Origin of the sequence: Carboxydocella sp. ULO1, assembly GCF_002049255.1 — a bacterium.
In the GTDB taxonomy this organism is placed as follows: domain Bacteria; phylum Bacillota.
Genome location: NZ_BDLQ01000125.1, coordinates 20,054 through 40,728 on the forward strand (window position 1 = coordinate 20,054; position 20,675 = coordinate 40,728).

Sequence of the window (20,675 nt, forward strand, 5' to 3'; positions counted from 1 at the left end):
CCCGCCAGGACGGGTACAGCTATTATCCCGAACAGGAATTGCGCTGGCAAAGTCCCTGGGGTTCTTTGCTGGTTAAATATGATTTGCTGGTGCAAATTCCCGATGGCCGCCTGTTAATTTATGACTGGAAGACTCAGGCTGCTCCTCTGCAAGAGAAACTGCTGACAGAACGCTGGCAAACCCGCCTCTACCTGCTGGTAGCCGCTCGCTGTGGTCGCAACTATCTGGGTTTGCCCCCTGATGCCGAGGTTAGCCTGGTCTACTGGAATCCCCGCTATCCGGCCCAGCGGGTAGTCATACCGGGAAAGGAAAAGTTTCTGGCCGAGGCAGAAGAACGTTTAAGTCAGGTGCTGGCGGAAATCCAGGCAACAATTGCTGCTGCCGATTATCCGCCTGTAGGCGTGGAGGAGGTTTGTCGCAGTTGTGAATACCGCCCTCTCTGTCAGGGTCAGATTACTGAAGAGCTGGATCCAGCCAGGGAACTGGGGCTGGAGGATTTAAGCTGGCAACTGGTTGAGGGGGAAAGCTGGTGAGAGAGGTCAGATTTCAGTTGCGTAACCTCCGGCCGATGCCGGTTGAACTGCAGGAACTGGCAGGCAGCAAACCTTATCTGGCCCAGCTCCTCTGGCAGCGGGGCTGGACTGAATTGCCGCCAGAAGCGGAGTTGAGCTCTCCGCTGGATTTACCCCAGCTGGAAACCGGCGCCCGCCTGGTCTGGCAGGCCATCGAAACGGGGCAACCTATCCTGGTCTATGGGGACTATGATGTGGATGGAGTCACTGCTACCGCTGTTCTGTACCGGGCCCTGCATGCTCTGGGGGCAAAGGTGGAGTACCACGTACCTGACCGGTTTGAGGAAGGATATGGATTAAATAAGGAGCGGCTGGAACAGGCAGCGGCTGCCGGGATCCAGCTGGTGCTCACCTGTGACTGCGGAGTGAGCAATGAAGAAGAAGTACGGCGAGCCAGAGAGCTAGGGCTCAAGGTGGTGATTACTGATCACCACCTGCCACCGGAACGGCTGCCGGCGGCAGAGGCGGTGATCAATCCTCACCTGCTGGCCCAACCCGCCCATCCGGCTGCCTGGCTTTCCGGTGTCGGTGTAGCCTATTATCTGGTGCGTCAGCTCTATCAGCTGGCCGGGAGAGCGGGTCAGGAAAGAGAACTGGAACAGCTGGTAGCCCTGGGGTTGGTCGCTGATGTGGTACCTTTGCTGGGGGATAACCGTACACTGGTGAAACGGGGTTTACAGCTGTTGCAATCCGAACAGGTTTGTCCCGGTTTGGGCCTGCTGCTGGCCCGTTACCGGCAGGAGGAGATTGATGAAGAGCTGATAGCTTTTCAACTGGCACCCAGGCTCAATGCCGCCGGGCGGTTGGATCATGCTCGCCTGGCGGTAGAATTGTTGATTGGCCGTGATGAAACCAGGTTAGATGAAATTGCCCGCAGGCTGGAATTGCTGAACCGGCAACGCAAAGCCATCGGGGATGAAATGGGGCAGGAAGCGGAAGAATTATTGCGCCTGAGGGGCTGGCAACCGGGTGAACCCATTCTGCTCTGGCAGCCGCACTGGCATCATGGCGTACTGGGAATAGTGGCCGGGCGCCTCTGCGAAAAATATCGGGTGCCGGTATTGCTGGCAGGATTGAAGGAAGATGGGGAAACCCTGACCGGTTCTGCCCGGGCACCGGCAGGTTACCATTGCCGGGAGGCTTTGCAACAGGCTGAAGTTCATTTGCAGAAATATGGCGGTCATGCGGAAGCAGCCGGATTTTCCCTGCCTCGCCTGAACTGGGAAGCTTTTACCACCACTCTCAAATCGGTTTTGATGCAACAGCAGCAAAATCTGCCGACCACTACAACCCTGCTGTATGATCTACCTTTCAATCTGACCGAGTTAAGCCCGGAACTGGCCCGGGAATGGCAGGAATTGAAGCCTTTTGGACCAGGCAATCCCCCTCCTGTATTTTTACTGGAAGGGGTGGAGATAGTTTCGACCCAGGTCCTGGCTCAACGCCATTTGAAGCTTACCATCAGACAGCAGGGAATAGGACAAACGTTGAACTGGTGGCTGGCGGCGGAACGGGCAGAACAAATTGTGCCGGGAACCCGGGGGGATTTGCTGGTGCAGCCAGTCTGGCAGAAGGAAAGTACGCAGCTGATTTGCCTGGATTTTCTGGCTCGCACCCTGCCGGGACCACAGCCAGCCCTCAATCTGGTTATTGAGGACTGGCGCAACTGGAGGGAGGAAGGGCGGCAACTGCCGCTCTGGCAGGAGAGCTGGTATTATCAGTGGGGTGAAGGGTATACTCCGCCAGTCAGGGCAGAAACCCTGGTTTTGTTGAAACCACCGCCATCGGAACGCCAGCTGCGGGAAATGCTGGCCTTGACCGGGGCCCGGCGGCTGGTACTGGCTTTTGGCAGAGCAGATTTGGGCAGGGCTGATGATTTCCTCCAGAATTTGCTGGCACTCTTGAAACATAACCTGGCCCTTTTGCCTCCCTTTCTGGGGCGGATTAACCTGGAAGAGGCGGCAGCCAGGCTGGGGGAAACGGTGGAAACTGTTTTTCTTGGTCTGCAGGTATTACAGGCCCGTCATTTTCTGCAAATATTAGAAGTAGAAGAGGAAGAGCTGATTCTGCAAAAAGGACCCGGGAAAGGGCCAGGAGACCGTAAACTGGAAGCGGGTTTGCTGGCAGCTTTACAGGAAAGTACAGCCTTTCGCCGATTTCTTTTAGAAAAAGAGCTAGATAGAATAAAACTTTATTTACATTAAATTTGTTTTTAAAGGGGACTGGAGTTATGCGTAAGTTAATATTCCTCTTGAGCCTGGTTCTGGCCTGGTTCTGGCCTGGGCTGGCCCGGGCTTCCGAAACTGTGGCTGCGGCAGTCTACCAGGGCTACCTGGATCCGGCTGCGGACTTAACCTTTGCTGTAATTACCGATTCCCATGTGGGTTTTAGTACAGGCCTGGCCCGAACCAGGCTGGCAGTAACTGAACTCAACCAGAATCCTGTGGCCCTGGATTTTGTCATTCACATGGGTGATATGACGGAAAAAGGACTGGCCTGGGAAATCAATGCTTATCGCCAGGCGGTCAGCCCTCTAAAGGTGCCTTTGTACAACGCTCTGGGCAACCATGACAGCCGCTGGAGTGATCAAACCAAACCCGTTTGGGCCCGGCTGTTCGGGCAGGGAGGCAAAAGCTATTATTCCTTTGATTATAAGGGCTACCATTTTATTATCCTGGATTCAGCTATCCCTGGTGCTACCCATGGCCATATCGATGGACCCCAGCTCAGCTGGTTGCAAGCTGACCTGGCCCGGCTGGCTCCTGGTACGCCGGTGCTGGTTTTCAGCCATCATCCGCTGGCTTTTAGTAACCGCTTTATCGATAATGAGGATCAGGTACTGGAAATACTGCAAGGCTATAATGTTCTGGCCTATTTTGCCGGACATGGCCACAGCCACCTGCAGTGGAACCGCAATGGTCGTCCCTTTTTTATGGTGAAGGCCATTGTGGATGGTGGCTATGCCCTGGTTCAAATCAAAGAGGGGAAATTGACCCTCTGGCATAAACAGATCGGTTTCCCCTGGCTGAAAAAGCTGGCGGAAGTTTCAACTCGCGAAACTGTTAACCTGCAAGGAGCGGAAGTGCAGGCTGCGGCTGCGGGAATCAGCCTGCGCTTATCCGGGGAAGAACGTCCTGAGCGTATTGAAGCCCGGGTAGACCGGTCTGGCAACTGGCAGAAACTCGCTCCCCGGCCTGATGGCAGCTGGCAGCTGAACTGGCAGATTACTACCCCTGGTCAACATCTGGCTACAGTTCGCCTGGTTTTTTCCGGCGGCCAGGTCTACCATCTCAATCAAACCTTCCAGGTTACCGGTCAACCGGCTCTGCTCTGGCAGGCTGAAGTAAAGGGCAGTGTCCAGTCTGCTCCACTGCCCTGGAACAAACAACTGCTGGTTACTTCCAGTGATGGGCAACTGACGGCTCTGGACCGCTTCACCGGTAACCGTCTCTGGTCATACCAGGTGAGCCCGGAAGGGGAGGCTCTGGTGGGAGGAGCAGTGCTTTTCCCTGAGGGAGCCATGGCTGTGGCAGTGGATGGCTGGGCTGCCGCTGTTAATGACGAAGGCCAGGTGCTCTGGCAGGTTAAGTTACCGGCGGGTTCCCTGGCTACACCGATATGGAGCGGCAAGTACCTGATCTGTGCCCTGGCTACCGGGCAGGTAGTGGCACTGGCTCCTGAAAATGGTGGGATTGTCTGGAACTACAAAACCGGCGGGGGTCTACGGGCCCAGCCGGTGCTGGCTGGTAACCGTCTTTTTGTAGGTAGTAACGATGGTTACGTATATGCCCTGGCGGCCGATAGCGGCAAGCTTCTCTGGAAGACCCTGATCAATAGCGGATTTTATTATGCTCCGGCTACCGCACCGATGGCGGTAGGGTATGGGCTGGTCTATGCCGTTGCCCCTGCGGACAAACGCCAGGGCGGCTATTCCCTCTTTGCTCTGGACCAGCTGGACGGCAAACTGGCCTGGAAGGCCAAACTGGCAGGAGGCTATGGTGCACCGCTGGTACAGGGACAGGCGGTATTTGTTAATGCTGTCAGTGGCCGCTTGTATGCTTATCATCCTCTGACCGGCAAGGAATTATGGCAATTTAATAGCGGCAAGACCATCTATGATACCCGACCCGTTCTGGTGGGTGGTCAGCTGGTCTGGAACACCTTCTATGGTGGCTTAATTGGGATCGATGCTCAGAATGGCCGCCTCAGCTGGCAGTACAAGACAGGGGATGCCTTTATGCTGGCGGCACCGGCAGCAATGGGGGATGTAGTCTATGGGGCAGACCTTGAGGGCCAGGTCCTGGCCCTCAAGGTACCTCTCACGCCGACGGGAGCTATTCTGCAGGGGAAACTGCCAGACTGGCGGATATACCTGGCCGAGCAGGAACGGCTCAAGGCCGAGGCCCAGAAAAAACTGGCTGAACAGGCGAAAAAGAAGAAAAAGGCGAAAGCAAAAAGAAAAAAGAAAAAATAACTCCTTTCTTCCCCCGGGCATAAACTGTGCCAAAGGGGGAATTTTTTTATGAAAAGAATAGCAGAGGCTTACGGTTGGGAAAAAGCCAGGTTTCGACGAATCAATGATACAGTCTGGAAAGTGCGGGCCCGGCAAGGGGTATTTGCTTTAAAACGACCTACTACCAGTCCGGAACGACTGGCGTTTATTACAGCTGCCCTTCAGTATTTAAAACAAAAGCAGTTTCCCTGGTTTGCTCCCCTGGTACTGACAGGGCAGGGCGAAGCAATCTGGCAGGAGGGGGGAGAGAGCTGGCTGGCCACGGGCTGGGTTCAGGGTAGGGGCTGTGATTTTCGCCGCCGGCAGGATTGCTTGCAGGCAGCCCGGACCCTGGCGGCTTTGCATCAGGTGGCTCATGGGCTGACACCACCGCCGGGCAGCCGGCCCAAAACCATGTACTGGGCCTGGCCGGAAAAATATGAGGAAAGGATTGAGGAGTTGCAGGCTTTTCAAAAACTGCTGGCCATGAAGGGAAAACTCAATTCCTTTGAACGGGGATTTTTGCAGGCTTTGCCCCGGGGTTTGCAACTGGCCAGGCAGGCTCTGGAAGTACTCAACAGCAGCCAGTACCAGGTGGTGGCTAGTGAAGCTGAAAGAGCTCAGGCTTTTATCCATCGGGATGTGGCGGCCCGTAATTTCATCATTCATCTGGATGGGCATGCTTATTTAATCGATTTCGATTATTGTCGCCAGGACTTACCAGCAGCCGATGTGGCCCGGTTGTTGCAACGGGCTATGAAGCGCCAGGGCTGGCAGAGGGAAAAGGCAGAAGCCATTCTGGCCGCTTATGAGGAGATACGCCCCCTGTCAGCTGAGGAAAAGACGGTGATCGCTGCTTTTCTCACTTTTCCCCAGAAATTCTGGCGCCTGGCCAATCGCTATTTTTACCGCAAAGAAGGCTGGAACCAGGAGAAATACGCCGCCAAACTAAATAAGGCTGTAAACTACTGGGAGAAGGTGCCTGAAGTATGTGCCTTGCTGCTGGCGGGATAAGACAGTATGCAACAGATGCTGGGACACTGGGAAGAGGCCGCATAACAATTAAACTGCCTGAATAACCATTGAGGGACGAAAAACTTCTTTTCGCCGATAAGGCCCGCAGCGGGCATTGCTCTTGCTAGGATAATAGTCAAAAGCAGCCGAAAGCAGGAGCGGCGGAAAGGAGGAATGGAAGATGGCGGTGGATAAAATTCGCTATCCCGAAGGGATGCCGGAAGTGCTGCCTGGCCCGGAAAAGCCCCAATTGCGCCTGGTGCAGAAAATGGAGTTAAAGGAGGTGCGGCGGGGGGCGATTGTAACTTCGGTTACGGCCGTCTATTTCTGCCGAGCCTGCCAGGAGAAAAAGACAGCTCTGGATGTAAAACTGTGTGATTGTGGTTTGATTATGTGCAACCAGTGCTGGTCTGAGTGGGATGACCGCTGTCCCCTCTGCGAAACCGATTTATCATGACCTTTAACTGCTGATTTTGACCATTGGCCGCCCGGCTGTTTCAATTTTGCTGAAAAAAAGGTACATTGAAAGCAAAGGGGGAAAAAGGGGCGGACGCTTATGCAACAGGTTTGGTGGGGAAAAAGGCGCATAGGGTGGAATGGGCAAACCGGTCCGAACAGGACCGGTTCTGTTTTTGTGCAGACAGGAACAAGAGGGGGAGTGCGGGATGGTACATCTGCTCTCTGACCATTTGTATCAGGCCTGGCTGGAATTTCAGCGTCAGGGCCGGGCTGGAATAAACCAGGAGCACCTGAGGCCGGAAATAGCCGAGTCCTGGCGGCGTTCCCGCCAGGCCGGGATCAAATCGGAGCTAAAAAAAGTACCGCTGGTGCTGGGCAAGGAAGAATTGTTCAGCCGGCGGCGGGAAAGGGAAGAGTTAATCAATCTGGCTACTCCCTATTTAAAATCTCTCTACTCTTTTGTCCAGGGCTCCGGGTTTATCGTATCCCTGGTGGATGAAGAGGGCTATTTGCTGGAAAGCGTTGGGGACCCGGAAACCCTGCGTTTGGCTCGTGAATGTCGTCTCGTGCCTGGTGCCTGCCTGGCGGAAGGAGTGAGCGGCACCAATGCCACCGGGCTGGCTTTGCGCTTACTGCGGCCTATTCAGGTTTTTGCTGCCGAACACTATCTTGAGGGCCTGCATCCCTGGACCTGTTCTGCCGCTCCCATTATGGGCCTGGCTGGCCAACCTCTGGGCGCTATCAGCATGACGGGCAGCTTTGAAAAGGTGCATAGCCACACGCTGGGGATGGTAGTAGCCGCTACCCAGGCTATTGAAGGGCAGTTAAAAATCAATCGGGCGCTGGAGAGAATGACGGTGTTAAATCGTTATCAGAGCGCCATTATGGAGGCTATCTCAGAAGGATTACTGGCTCTGGATGAGCAAGGCCGGGTAACCCGTTTGAATCAGGCGGCGGCCCGGATTTTGCGGTTAAACAGCGAGGGGGCCATTGGGCAGAGAATCGACGAAATCCTGGGGGAAGGTAACCCTGTCAGCCGGGCCCTGACCCGGGCGGAGGAAATTTCCGAGGAGGAGTGGCAACAGGAAAGCTGGCGGGGGCAGATTCACTGTACTGTCTCCTGCCGGCCTATTTATAACAGCCAGCAACGGCTGGTGGGGATGGTAGTGGTGGTCAGGGAAATCCAGAAAGTAAGACAGCTGGTATCTAAAATGGTGGGAGCCCGGGCCCGCTTCAGTTTTAATGACCTGATCGGTACTAACCCGGCTTTTCTGCGGACAGTGGAGCTGGCTCGCCAGGCGGCCCGCAGCAATTCCACCGTGCTCTTGCTGGGGGAAAGCGGCACCGGCAAGGAGGTTTTTGCTCAGGCTATTCACAATGCCGGGCCCAGGGCCAGCGGACCGTTCATCGCTATCAACTGTGCCGCCCTGCCGCGGGAACTGATCGGTTCTGAGCTGTTCGGCTATGCGGAAGGAGCCTTCACCGGGGCCAAACGGGGTGGTAACCCCGGTAAATTCGAGCTGGCTGATGGCGGGACAGTATTTCTGGACGAAATCGGGGAAATGCCCCTGGAAATGCAGGCCCATTTGCTCAGAGTCTTGCAGGAACGGACAGTGATGCGTATCGGGGGCCAGCAGGTTATTCCGGTGGATGTACGGGTGATTGCGGCTACCAACAAGAATTTGCGGGAGGAAGTGGAAAAAGGGCGTTTTCGCCTTGACCTCTACTACCGTTTGAATGTCCTGACCATCCAGATGGTGCCCTTGCGCCAGCGCCCGGATGATATCATGCCTCTGGCTAGATTTTTCCTGCAACAGATGACTGAGCGGCTGGGTAAGCAGATCAGAGGCTTTCATCCCCGGGCCGAAGAGCTGCTGGTGCGGTATTCCTGGCCGGGGAATGTGCGGGAGCTGGAAAATGTAATCGAACGGGCAGTCAATGTAGCGCAGGGGCCCTGGTTGACCCCGGCGGAGCTAGGACCGGAATTTCTCATGGAGGGCAAATCCCTTCGGCTGGAGCCGGTAAATAGCAAAACCATGCGGCGTTCCCTGGATGAAGAAACCATTCTCAATACCATCAAGCGCTGTCAGGGTAATCTGGCCCGGGCGGCCCGGGAACTGGGAGTTGCCCGCAGCACTTTGTATCGCAGACTGGAACAGCTGGGACTGTTGCGCGACAGATAAGAAGACATTTAACAGGTAAATGGTTTTAACCGTTTACCTGTCTTTTTTTGTTCTTGAGCAGGCGGTATTGACATTTTACCGGGAAGGGGGAGGAATTGGAGTGTCCCTTGCATGTAATTAAAGCAACACGAGGAGGTGACCGGTATGTTGCCAGTTGATGGCTGTTACCAGTGTCAGAAGTGTACCGCCGGGTGTCCGGTAGCTCCCTGGACGGACATCGGACCTGCCCGGCTGGTAGAGCTTTTGTTAAATGGTCAGGAACAGGAGGCCCTGCAGTCCAATCGCCTCTGGCTGTGTTTGCACTGCGGTACCTGTGCTGCCCGCTGTCCAAACGGAATCGATGCGGGGGAAGTTACCGCTAGTTTGAAACAGAAAGCCTGGCTGCAGAAAATGGTAACCCCATCCCCGTTGCCGGCTTTTTACCAGAGTTTTCTAGCCAGTGTGGCCCGCTGGGGCCGGGTCTATGAACTGGGTATGATACTGGGGTATAAATGGCGGACCGGCCGCTGGCTGGCGGACCTGGCTCTGGGCTGGCAGTTGCTAAGGCAGGGCAATTTACGTCTTCTGCCCCAGCCCATTCAGGGGCGATCTGAGGTAGCGGCTTTGCTGCAGCGGGAAGGGAGGGCATAGAATGGTTTACGGATATTTTCCCGGTTGTTCCCTGCATTCAACAGCCCAGCTTTATGAAGATACTGCCCGCAAGGCCCTGGCTCTGCTGGGGATTGAGGTCAGGGAAGTACCGGACTGGAATTGCTGTGGAGCGACCCCGGGCCATGCCTGGTTGCCACCGGTAGGGGAGGCCCTGGCTCAGCGCAATTTAAAGCAGGCTCGCAAGGCGGGGCTGGGAGAAGTGCTGGTCCCTTGTGCTGCCTGTTACAACGTGCTGGCCCGTCAGGCCGGACCGGACCTGAAGATCCGGCATCTGCTGGAACTGATGACTGAAGCCGGGCTTTTACAGGAAATAGAGAAACGGGCCCGGGGACAGCTATCCGGGCGCAAAATTGCGCCTTATTATGGTTGCCTGTTAGTACGACCAGCGGAAATCGCCTTTGATGATCCTGAACAGCCCCGGCGGCTGGATCAACTGTTGCTGGCTTTGGGAGCAGAACCTGTGCTCTGGTCCTACAAAACCGCTTGTTGTGGGGGCAGCATGGCCGTGCCCCATGGCCAGGTTGTTTCCGAACTGGTTAAAAAGATTGTGGAGGCTGCGCGACAGGCCGGAGCTGCGGAAATAGTTACTGCCTGTCCCCTCTGTTATGCCAATCTGGCCTGGCGGCAAGGGGGCAGCAAAAAGCTGCCGGTTCGCTATTTTACAGAATTGATTGTGGCAGCACTGGGGGTGAGCAGATGAAACCGGAACAAGTGATAGGAGCAGCTCTGGTGGTAGGGGGCGGACCAGCGGGGATGACTGCCGCCCTGGATTTGGCGGAAAGCGGGCATCTGGTTCATCTGGTCACCATCGGCCCCAGTCTGGGGGGAACCATGGCCCAGCTGGATAAAACTTTTCCCACCAATGATTGCGCGATGTGTTTGTTAGGTCCCAAAATGACTGATACTCTGAATCATCCCAATATTCGCCTCTCTACCTGCACCGATTTACTGGAGTTAAAGGGAGAGCCAGGTCAGTTCACAGCCCGGCTGAGGGTGCGGCCCCGCTATGTAAAAGAGGAAGAATGCACTGCCTGCGGGGAATGTGAACAGGTCTGTCCGGTGGAACTGCCCGCTGAGTTTAACCAGGGCCTGAACCGGCGCAAAGCTGTGCATAAAGCTTTTCCCCAGGCAGTGCCTAATAAATATTTGATCAGCAAGCGGGGGACCAGTCCCTGCCGTCTGGCCTGTCCAGCCGGAATCAATGTTCACGCCTATATTGCCCTGGCGGCCCAGGGGCGCTGGCGGGAGGCCTGGGATATTATTCGTGAGGCTATTCCTTTTCCCATCATCTGCGGTACCGTCTGTCACCATCCCTGTGAACAGGTTTGCCAGCGGGGGCAGGTAGAGGAATCGGTGGCCATTAGTCGGATCAAACGCTTTATTGGGGTCAAGGTGCTGGAAGAACTCAGGGATGAAGATATACGTCCGGCTATCAGGCGGCAGGAACGAGTAGCGGTGGTGGGGTCTGGACCAGCAGGTCTTTCCTGTGCCTATCACCTGGCCCGACGGGGTTATCAGGTTACGGTTTTTGAGGCCTTGCCGGTAGCCGGAGGTATGATGCAGGTTGGTATCCCCGAATATCGCTTGCCCAAAGCTCTGGTGCAGAAGGAAATCGAGCTAGTTCAGCGTCTGGGGGTAGAAATTCGGGTTAATAGTCCCATCGGTGGGGAAAGAACTATCACCAGTCTCCTGGAAAAAGAAGGATTCCAGGCGGTGTTTCTGGGCATCGGTGCCCATGAGCCTCAGACTCTGGGATTGCCCGGGGAAGAACTGGATGGTATCTATCACGGGGTCAGCTTTCTCCGCCAGGTAGCATTAGGGGAAAGACCTGTCCTGGGGCGCAAAGTGGCGGTGATCGGCGGCGGCAACACCGCTATGGATGCTGCTCGTACTGCCTTGCGCCTGGGGGCAGAAGAAGTGACTGTTATATACCGGCGCACGGAAGAGGAAATGACTGCTTTACCGGAAGAAGTGGTGGAAGCCCGGGAGGAAGGGGTGGAATTCCGTTTCCTGACTTCCCCATTAGCCTTCCTGGGTCAAGAGCGGGTTCAGGCGATTAAAATCCAGAAAAACCAGCTGGGGCCTCCTGGACCGGACGGGCGGCGGCAGCCCCGGGGTATTCCCGGTTCGGAGGAGGAACTGGCGGTAGATGCAGTGATTATCGCTGTCAGCCAGGCGCCGGAAAAATCCTTCCTGGGGGAACATCCCGGTCTTAAAACCCGGGGCCGTCTTATCGAAGTGGACCCTGTCACACTGGCCACCAGTCTGCCTGGCGTTTTTGCCGGCGGCGATGCTGTGACTGGACCCAAAACTCTGGTGGAAGCCTGTGCTGCCGGCCGGGAAGCGGCGGAATCGATTGATCGTTACCTGAACGGCCTGGATCTCTACCAGGGCCGGGAGTGCCGCTTCCTGCCTGAAGCCCGCTGGACCCCGGAAGAGCTGGCCCGGGTGCAGCGGCAGCGCCGGGTAGCGGCCAGTAAATTGCATCCGCTGGAACGACGGCAGACCTTTGCGGAAGTGGTACAGCAATACAGTGAGGAACTGGCCCGCCAGGAGGCTGCCCGTTGCTTGAATTGTGGCGGCTGTTGTGAATGCCGTCTCTGTGAGAGCGCCTGTAAGAAACAGGCCATCGCCCATGACCAGCAGGCAGAAGAAAGGGAAATAGCCATTGGAGCGGTTTTGCTGGCTCCCGGTTTCAGTTTGTTTGATGCTCGCCGTTACGGGGAGCTGGGCTATGGGATTTACCCTGATGTGGTTACATCCCTGGAATTTGAACGCATTCTCAGTTCCACCGGACCCAGTCAGGGCCATGTGGTCAGGCCCAGTGACGGGCAGACTCCCCGTAAAATCGCTTTTATCCAGTGTGTAGGGTCCCGGGATGCCTGTCGGGGTAACTCCTGGTGTTCATCCATCTGCTGTATGTATTCGGTTAAGGAAGCCATCATTGCCCGTGAACATGACCCGGAAATCGAGCCCACCATTTTTTATCTGGACCTGAGGGCCTATGGCAAAAATTTTGACCGCTATGTCCAGTCGGCCCGGGAGCAGGGAGTGCGCTTTATTCGCTCTATGGTGGCAGGAGTAAAATATGACCCTGTAAGAAAAAAACTGCTGGTCCAGTTTAGCCGGGAGGGTCAGGCAGCAGAAGAGGAATTTGACCTGGTGGTGCTGGCCGTAGGGGTAGAGCCACCGGCAGGGGCAAAGGAACTGGCCCGGGCGGCCGGGATTGAGCTCAACCAGTACGGCTTTGCCTGGACCCCACCGGAAGACCCGGTGGCGACCAGCCGGTCCGGGGTTTTTGTGGCAGGAGCTTTCCAGGGACCGCGGGATATTCCTGAGACAGTAGCCAATGCCAGTGCTGCTGCAGCCAGAATCGCCGCTCTGCTGGCCCCGGGACGTCATACTCTGGTCCAGCCCAAAACCTATCCCCCGGAACGGGATGTGAGTCAGGAGGAAGCGCGCATCGGGGTGTTTATCTGCCGCTGTGGGATCAATATCGCTGCTGTGATAAATGTGCCCCGGGTGGTAGAGGCAGCTGCCCGTTTGCCAGGTGTGGTCTGGGCGGAGGAATTCCTATATTCCTGTTCCCAGGATTCTCTGAAACAGATTATTAACCGCATCCATGAACACCAGCTGAACCGGATAGTAGTGGCTTCTTGTACGATCCGCACCCACCAGCCGCTGTTCCGGGAAGCACTAAAGGAAGCAGGTCTCAATCAGTTCCTGTTTGAAATGGCCAATATCCGCGATCAGTGTTCCTGGGTGCACCGGCTGGAACCGGAAGCGGCCACGGCCAAAGCCATTGACCTGGTGAAAATGGCTGTTGCCAAAGTGGCCCTGCATCGTCCTCTGCAACTGCATCCAGTACCGGTAGTGAATCAGGCTTTGATAATCGGGGGAGGACCGGCCGGAATGGCAGCCGCCTATAACCTGGCGGAAATGGGCTTTCCTGTTCACCTGGTAGAAAAAAAGGAGGAACTGGGTGGCCTGGCTGGTTACCCCGGGGATGAAAGCGTTATTGCTGACCTGAGGCAGCGGGTTCAGTCTCATGCCCGGATCAGTATCTATACCCGGTCGCATCTGACCGAGATCGGAGGCCATCAGGGCCATTTCCGCTCCCGCATTGAGACGCCTGCCGGACCGGTAGTGGTGGAACACGGAGCGGTGGTTGTGGCAACAGGATTGGAGGAAGCAGAACCTGATCCGGATTTGACGGCCAACCTGGGCGAGGGCTGGTTAAGCCTCAGGCAGGTGACCCAACTGCTGGAAAAAGAACCTGACTGGCAACCTGCTTTTGAGCGGATCAGCATTGTCCTCTGTGCCTCCCAGCCCTTAGGTCCGGTATCCTTCTGTTCTCGCACCTGTTGTCTGCAGGGGCTGCGGTTGGCCCGCCAGCTCAAAAGCCGCTGGCCCCGGCTGCAGGTTCACATCCATTTCCGGGAGATGCGCAGCTATGGTTTCCTGGAAGAAGAATACCGCCAGGCTCGCCAGGAAAAAATCCGCTTTTTCCGCTACGAAGAAAATTGGCCCCGGCTCAATCTCCGGCAGGAAGGGGTGGTGCTGGCAACAGGGGCCCGGCCCCCGGCGGATCTGGGTCAACTTGCTTCCTTGCTCAAGGTGCATCGCAATGAACAGGGTCTGCTGGTGGAAACCCATGCCAAGCTGGGCCCCCTGGATTTTCCTTCTGCTGGTTTTTATCTGGCTGGTGCGGCTCATGCGCCCAAACTGCTGGCAGAAGCCATTGCCCAGGGGGCGGGGGCGGCGGCCCGGGCAGCTACCATTCTTTCCCGCCGCCACTTGCTAGCTGGTGGAGTAGTGGCCTTTATGGCTAGACCTGAGCAGTGTGCAGCCTGCCTTACCTGTGTCCGGGTCTGTCCTTACGGGGTCCCGCACATCAATGCCGATATGGTGGCGGAAATCAATCCTGTCCAGTGCCATGGCTGTGGTACCTGTGTGGGTGAATGTCCCGGTCAGGCCCTGGAGCTGGCCCATTACCATCAGGATTATCTGGCGGCCAAAGTCAGGGCTCTGGCGTACACCAGCAAAGGGGGTAGGTAGGATGAAGGATTTTGAGCCCAAAATCATCGCCTTTTGTTGCTATTACTGTGCTTATGCTGCCGCCGACCTGGCAGGTACCATGCGTCTGCAATATCCCCCTGCAGTAAGGCTGGTGGAACAGCCCTGTTCCGGCCGGGTAGATGTGCGGGTAATCCTGGAGGCATTTCTGCAGGGAGCCGATGGGGTTTTTGTAGCCGGCTGTCTGGAGGGAGATTGCCATTTTCTGAAAGGCAACCTGCGAGCCCGTAAAAGGGTGGAAGCGGCGAAAAAAATCCTGGATGAACTGGGACTGGGCCGGGAACGGTTAGAAATGTTCAATCTCTCCGGCTCTATGGGCCCTCGCTTCAAAGAGATTGTGGAGGAAATGACAGAGCGGATTCTCGCTTTAGGACCCAATCCGCTCAATAGAAGGGAGGTAGCTGGGGATGATTGTCGCTGAACCCAAACCCTATCGCCAGCTTTATCAGCTACTGGCAGGAGTGGAAAAGGTATTGATAGTGGGCTGTGCCGAGTGTGTTACTGTCTGTCTGGCCGGAGGGGCCCGGGAAGCAGGGATTCTGGCCACCTCCCTGCAAATTCTGGCAGCGGGGGAGGGACGTTCGCTGAAGATAAAAGAACATACCTGCATTCGCCAGTGTGAGTGGGAGTACCTGGAGGAACTGGAAAACCTGGCTCAGGATGTGGAGGTAATCATCTCCCTGGCCTGTGGGGTAGGAGTACAGTTTCTGGCAGAAAAATTTCCCCACCACTGGGTTATACCCGGGGTGGATACTAAATTTGCCGGGGGTGCGGTGGCCCATGGCCACTGGGAGGAACGCTGCGGCCTTTGCGGGCAATGTCTGCTTCACCGCACCGGTGGCATATGTCCCATCGCCCGCTGTGCCAAACGCATTCTCAATGGTCCCTGTGGTGGCAGTCAGAATGGCCGCTGTGAAGTTAAAGACAATCCCTGTGCCTGGCAGCTCATTATCGACCGTATGACGGCCCTGGGCCGGCTGGAGCAGTTACTGGAAATAGAGGAGGAAAAGGACTGGCGCCTGGCCCGGGATGGAGGTCCACGGCGGCTGATCCGGGAGGAGGTGAGCCTATGAGCCGTCTCCAACAGTTGCTGGAAGCTGGCAGGTTCGTGGTTACCGCAGAAGTCGGGCCCCCGAAAGGAGCGGATGCCAGCACTATCCGCCATCATGCTGAACTGCTGGCTCCTTATGTGGATGCCCTCAATGTTACTGACAACCAGACTGCCATTTGCCGTCTCTCATCCATTGCCGGGGCTTTTCACGTTCAGGCTGCCGGAGTAGAAGGAGTTGTACAGATGACTGTGAGGGACCGGAACCGCATTGCCCTGCAGTCCGATTTGCTGGGGGCCTGGTCCCTGGGGCTGAAAAACGTTCTTTGCCTGTCCGGTGACCATCAGACTTTTGGCAATCATCCCACTGCGTCCAATGTCTATGATATTGATTCCATCCAGTTCATTCGCGGTTTGCAACGCCTGCGGGAGGGCAAATTCTTCAATGGTGAACCGTTACATGGCGAACCGCCGCAGTTTTTTGTCGGTGCTGTTGCCAATCCCTTTGCCGATCCCTTTGAGTACCGGGTACTGAGACTGGAAAAGAAAATCCGGGCCGGTGCCCGTTTTATCCAGACCCAGAGTATTTTTGACCTGGAGCGCTTTGACCGCTTTATGCAGCTGGTACGGCAACGGGGTTTACATGAACAGGCTTTTATCCTGGCGGGAGTAACACCGGTTAAATCGGTGCGCATGGCGGAATACATGCAAAAAAATGTTTCCGGCATGATTGTGCCGGATGCGCTCATCCAGCGCTTGAAACAGGCCGAAAATCCCAAACAGGAAGCGGTGCGGGTTGTGGTGGAACAAATTCAGGCACTGCGCCAGATTCCGGGAGTAAGAGGAGTGCATATTATGGCGGTGGCCTGGGAAGAAGTGGTGCCTGAAATCATCATACAGTCGGGATTACGCTGATTTTACTTATAGTAGTAGAAGTTTGTTCGCTAAATATGAACAAACTTCTATTTTTTTAATGTGATTTGCAGGAATCTGTAATTTTGTGGCGAAAAGGAATAGTAACATATTGCACAAAGGGGGACAGAGAATGAAAAAAATGGTTAAAGCCGCTGCCGGCTTGACCTTGTTAGCACTTGCACTATCCTTGCTATTCTTGCTAATGCCAGGGGATGCCGCCGTCAATCTCAATAGTTCAGCTTTGCTTTCACCGATCCCCATGCAGGCTGTGCCGGAGGCCATGACCCTGCAGGTAGATGGGACTTATGCCTATTTTATTGACGGTGGTGGCGACCTGGCCCGGATTAAACTCAGTGACTCTTCGGTGGAAAAACTGGTTACCAAAACCAATGTGGGAGAAATCGTTGAGCTGGCGCTAGATGGCAACTATCTGGTTTTCACAACCATTTACAATGGACTGAGTAAAATCTTCTGCCTGGATTTAACCACTAAAACCATTACAGATTTAGTCCCCTCCCGGCTCACTACGAAAAAAGCCTTTCCTGATGTAGCTGGTGGCAAGGCGGTTTGGTCAGAATGGACAGAGACGGTGGGGACTGATGGCCGAATCAGTTACTCCCGGGCGATTATTTACATGAAAACCTTGCCCAATGGGGCAGAAACAACCATAGATTCCAGTGCGGCCTATTTGGCCCGTGCCCGTATAACTACTACGCATGTGGCTTATGAGACTTTAAATGGTGGTACCAATTTCATCAAATTGCATAATATCAGTAATTCTACCAAGACGGATGTATCCGGAGCCAAGCGCTTGCATGATATCAGTCCCAATTATGTTTTATACAGTAGCAGTGGCTATGATTTGCAGCTCTATGCCATCAGCGGCGGCGCCAAATATCCAGTCATTAAAAACAGCTATCCTGGTGGTGCTGCTCCTACCGCTTTTGCTATCGGCAAGGCGGAACTGGTGACCAACCAGCTGGTAGTCTGGTCTGCTAGTAGCGGTAAAATCTATGGTTCGGATATCAGAACAGTTACCGCTCCTACCGGTCCCACCCAGCTGGTGGATTGCGGTCATCCCTGGCCAGCTTTTGCCTTGAGCAAAGTAGGGACAAACCCGCATAATATTGTCTACTGCCAGAATAGCGGTACTGCCGGAGTCTACAAATCCAGTGTAAATGTACAATAACTTCCTGAATGGCTGTTCACAGACAACAAATCACCATTCAGGGTAGAAAATCTACTTTTTACCAGCCGATGTTGTCGGCTGGTCTATTTTTGTTTATGCTGAAAATACAAAGAAGACAAGGGGGTAGAGAAGGGATGGAAGATTTGCGCAAACCCAATATGGAGGACTATGATAAGGTCTATGCTGAGTTCAAGCATCAGGTGCCGGAGTATTTCAACTTCGCCCGGGATGTAGTGGACAAGTGGGCCCAGGATCCGGATAAACTGGCCATGTGGTGGGTGGATGACTACGGCAATGAAGCCAAGTATACCTTCAAGTACTTTTCCGAACGGTCCCAGCAGCTGGCCAATGCTCTCAGCAAGCTGGGCATCAAGCAAGGGGACATGGTGTTCCTGCTCTTACCTCGGCTGCCGGAATGGTGGGAAAGCATTCTGGCAATTATGCGCATTGGGGCTGTTTATATTCCCGGGACGAGCCAGTTGACTCCCAAAGACCTGAAATACCGTTTTGAAGCTTCCGAAGGGGTAGCCATCATAACTGATGCTGAAAATGCCCCCAAAGTGGATGCTATCCGCAATGAATGCCCGACCTTGAAGCATTGCATTATGGTGGGCGGCAAAGCCGAGGGCTGGCTGGATTATGGTGAATTGATTGCCAATGAGCCCACTGTATTTGAAACTGCCAACACTCGTTCGGATGATCCGGCTATTATCTTCTTTACCTCCGGTACTACCGGGTATCCCAAAATGACTGTGCATACCCATGCCAGCTATCCCATTGGCCATATTGTCACCGGGAAATACTGGCTGGATCTGAAGCCTGGAGATTTGCACTGGAACCTCTCCGATACCGGCTGGGCTAAAGCAGCCTGGAGCTCTATCTTCGGGCCCTGGAACTGCGGTGCTGCCATTTTCATCCATCATTCCACCGGGAAATTCGATCCCAAGAAAACTTTGGAACTTCTGGCCACTTACCCCATTACCACTCTCTGTGGACCGCCGACCGCCTACCGGGTCATGGTGCTGGAAGACCTGAAGTCTTATAAATTCCCCCACCTGCGCCATTGTGTCGGCGCCGGTGAACCCCTTAACCCGGAAGTCATCGAGGTCTGGAAAGAAGCAACCGGTTGCATAATTCGCGATGGCTATGGCCAGACGGAATCGGTGATCATGGTAGCCACCTGGCCCTGCATTGAACCCCGGTTCGGTTCCATGGGCAAACCGGCTCCCGGTTTCTATATTTCCGTTATCGATGAAGATGGCAATGAACTGCCCCCCGGTCAGGAAGGGGATATTGCTGTCAGGATTAAACCGGAACGGCCGGTGGGATTGTTTAAGGAATACTGGAAAGACCCGGAACGCACCAGAGCCACCGAGCGGGGCGACTGGTATATTACCGGTGACCGTGCCTATAAAGATGAGGATGGCTATTTCTGGTTTGTGGGCCGGGCGGATGATGTCATTCTCTCCGCTGGTTACCGGATTGGACCCTTTGAGGTGGAGTCCGCTCTGGTTGAACATCCGGCAGTGGCCGAAGCAGCGGTAGTGGCCAGCCCCGATGAACTGCGGGGAGAAATCGTCAAGGCCTTTGTCATTCTGGCTCCTGGTTATCAGCCGTCAGATGCCCTGGTCAAGGAGCTGCAGGAACATGTCAAAAATGTAACTGCACCATATAAATATCCGCGGGAAATCGAGTTCGTCGCTTCACTGCCCAAGACCATCAGCGGCAAAATTCGCCGGGTAGAGCTGCGGGAACTGGAAAGAAGGAGAAAGCTAGGGGAAGGTAAGTAAAAGGGATAAATATAGAAGAGAGCAGGGGATGGCTGATGCCATCCCCTTTTATTTATGCTGAGCAATAATCTTTTCCAGTCCGTCCAGGGTCAGACTGCGTTGCAGGAACATATTTAAGGCTTTATCTCCTTCCAGCTTATAAACTGTAGGTCCACTGCCAACGGAATAATATTTTGCTGGCTCATCCGGGTATTTTTTTAGGAAGAGCAAATATCTTTCTCCGGGGGTGAAAATTTTATAGTTATCAAATTGAATAGTTTTGCCTATATCTTTATCATAGCCCCCTTCCTGGGCAAAAACAAAATTGCCGTTGATAACTCCCTTAAGATTTTTTTCTACCTGGATCTCAAAGTCGGTATAAGGAAACATATTTTCCTGGTAAGTTCCTAGATTTTTTACTACCCGGCCGATGACGATATTATCAGCCTGTGCAGCTGCTTTTTCTGGAGACATGATTTCCGCATAACTGGCATGGACAACTACCGGTTGTGAGGTGATATATTTGTAAAAACCAAAGAGACCAAAGACAGTCACAATTATGCCATATGAAAAAAATTTTAGTATTTTTTTCAAATAAATCGCCCCCTTTAATTTATGGATAAATAGCATTAATTCCTGCTATATCATCACTTCTTGGCAGATAAGTTCTCTGTAGTTCCTTTCCTCATCAGAGGGATACATCAATGCCCAGAGATCGCCAGAGTCACCCAAACCCCAGACATGCCCGAATTCATGTCCAAGTACACTTTGTTTTTGCGTTGAATTATATTTGTTTGTTACATAAGTATTTATTATTACTCTGGCTCCAATTATTGTATTGCCTAACCCTCCAAAATCAGTTTGAAGAGTTGTATAACCTGATAGATTCGATTTCGAATTATACGTAGAAGTTAAAGCGACTGTTCCGGAATTATTATAAGTGAGACTTAATTTACTGGAAGCGTTCATCCAACTTTTAGCAGCATTATTAGCAGCAGTTTGCAAATCGCTTGGGAAACCAGAGACCCAGTAATATTTTGGCGTTTTGGGATCGACCCATTTTTTTCCTGTTAAATTATATGCCAATGCATTTTCTAACATTGTAAAGATATATATACTTAAAAATAATACAATCCAAACCTTCTTTTTCATTTTTTCACTCCTTTAAAAAATATTTCCGGGCGCCCAAATAAATTATAATACAAAAAAAAAAGAAATCAACCAAATATTTCCGACAATGTGTTTATCTTGTGATCATCGCTCATTGACTACTCGATTGTATAAAACATGTCAAAAAAACAAAAATT

General features: G+C 53.9%; 16 protein-coding genes. 14 read left to right on the forward strand and 2 right to left on the reverse strand.

The features are described 5' to 3' along the window. The 14 genes from ULO1_RS14840 to ULO1_RS12775 all read left to right on the forward strand — a co-directional run. Positions 1-533: PD-(D/E)XK nuclease family protein (locus ULO1_RS14840; RefSeq protein ID WP_159446903.1), on the forward strand; the 533-nt coding region annotated here is incomplete at its 5' end. Further along, positions 530-2,776 (forward strand): single-stranded-DNA-specific exonuclease RecJ, encoded by a 2,247-nt coding sequence (recJ, locus tag ULO1_RS12715; RefSeq protein ID WP_079933708.1) that lies wholly within the window; start codon positions 530-532, stop codon positions 2,774-2,776. The genes ULO1_RS14840 and recJ, both read left to right, overlap by 4 nt. A gap of 26 nt (positions 2,777-2,802) precedes the next feature. Further along, the gene (locus ULO1_RS12720) at positions 2,803-5,046 is read left to right on the forward strand and encodes a PQQ-binding-like beta-propeller repeat protein (protein ID WP_079933709.1); all 2,244 of its coding nucleotides are present in this window, start codon (positions 2,803-2,805) and stop codon (positions 5,044-5,046) included. Between the two features lie 48 nt (positions 5,047-5,094). Further along, positions 5,095-6,078: a CotS family spore coat protein gene (locus tag ULO1_RS12725; RefSeq protein ID WP_079933710.1), complete on the forward strand. Its 984-nt coding sequence runs from the start codon at positions 5,095-5,097 to the stop codon at positions 6,076-6,078. A 181-nt stretch (positions 6,079-6,259) separates the two neighbouring features. Then, on the forward strand, positions 6,260-6,535 hold the full coding sequence (locus tag ULO1_RS12730) for a hypothetical protein (RefSeq protein ID WP_078664921.1): 276 nt from the start codon (positions 6,260-6,262) through the stop codon (positions 6,533-6,535). Between the two features lie 208 nt (positions 6,536-6,743). Continuing rightward, complete coding sequence (locus ULO1_RS12735; RefSeq protein ID WP_159073846.1) at positions 6,744-8,720, forward strand: sigma-54-dependent Fis family transcriptional regulator; 1,977 nt, start codon at positions 6,744-6,746, stop codon at positions 8,718-8,720. Positions 8,721-8,864: 144 nt separating this feature from the next. Continuing rightward, the gene (locus ULO1_RS12740) at positions 8,865-9,350 is read left to right on the forward strand and encodes a 4Fe-4S dicluster domain-containing protein (RefSeq protein ID WP_079906224.1); all 486 of its coding nucleotides are present in this window, start codon (positions 8,865-8,867) and stop codon (positions 9,348-9,350) included. A gap of 1 nt (position 9,351) precedes the next feature. After that, positions 9,352-10,071: a CoB--CoM heterodisulfide reductase iron-sulfur subunit B family protein gene (locus tag ULO1_RS12745; RefSeq protein ID WP_078664918.1), complete on the forward strand. Its 720-nt coding sequence runs from the start codon at positions 9,352-9,354 to the stop codon at positions 10,069-10,071. Continuing rightward, positions 10,068-14,429 carry an FAD-dependent oxidoreductase gene (locus ULO1_RS12750; protein WP_079933711.1) on the forward strand — a complete coding sequence of 1,454 codons (4,362 nt, stop codon included), beginning with the start codon at positions 10,068-10,070 and terminating at the stop codon, positions 14,427-14,429. Before ULO1_RS12745 ends, ULO1_RS12750 begins: the two co-directional genes overlap by 4 nt. A gap of 1 nt (position 14,430) precedes the next feature. Further along, positions 14,431-14,868: a hydrogenase iron-sulfur subunit gene (locus ULO1_RS12755; RefSeq protein ID WP_078664916.1), complete on the forward strand. Its 438-nt coding sequence runs from the start codon at positions 14,431-14,433 to the stop codon at positions 14,866-14,868. Then, complete coding sequence (locus tag ULO1_RS12760) at positions 14,855-15,520, forward strand: methylenetetrahydrofolate reductase C-terminal domain-containing protein (protein WP_078664915.1); 666 nt, start codon at positions 14,855-14,857, stop codon at positions 15,518-15,520. The genes ULO1_RS12755 and ULO1_RS12760 overlap by 14 nt, the downstream gene beginning before the upstream one ends. After that, positions 15,517-16,410: a methylenetetrahydrofolate reductase gene (locus tag ULO1_RS12765; protein ID WP_079933712.1), complete on the forward strand. Its 894-nt coding sequence runs from the start codon at positions 15,517-15,519 to the stop codon at positions 16,408-16,410. Before ULO1_RS12760 ends, ULO1_RS12765 begins: the two co-directional genes overlap by 4 nt. 130 nt (positions 16,411-16,540) lie before the next feature. After that, positions 16,541-17,599 (forward strand): hypothetical protein, encoded by a 1,059-nt coding sequence (locus ULO1_RS12770; RefSeq protein ID WP_079906221.1) that lies wholly within the window; start codon positions 16,541-16,543, stop codon positions 17,597-17,599. Positions 17,600-17,733: 134 nt separating this feature from the next. After that, entirely contained in the window at positions 17,734-19,389 is a 1,656-nt protein-coding gene (locus tag ULO1_RS12775; RefSeq protein WP_079906220.1) for an AMP-binding protein, read from the forward strand. A 48-nt stretch (positions 19,390-19,437) separates the two neighbouring features. On the opposite strand, the gene ULO1_RS12780 is transcribed toward ULO1_RS12775, so the two are convergent. Together ULO1_RS12780 and ULO1_RS12785 are read right to left on the reverse strand one after the other, a co-directional pair. Continuing rightward, positions 19,438-19,962: a hypothetical protein gene (locus ULO1_RS12780; RefSeq protein WP_079933713.1), complete on the reverse strand. Its 525-nt coding sequence runs from the start codon at positions 19,960-19,962 to the stop codon at positions 19,438-19,440. 45 nt (positions 19,963-20,007) lie between these two features. Continuing rightward, positions 20,008-20,520 (reverse strand): hypothetical protein, encoded by a 513-nt coding sequence (locus ULO1_RS12785; RefSeq protein ID WP_079933714.1) that lies wholly within the window; start codon positions 20,518-20,520, stop codon positions 20,008-20,010. Positions 20,521-20,675: the final 155 nt, after the last annotated feature.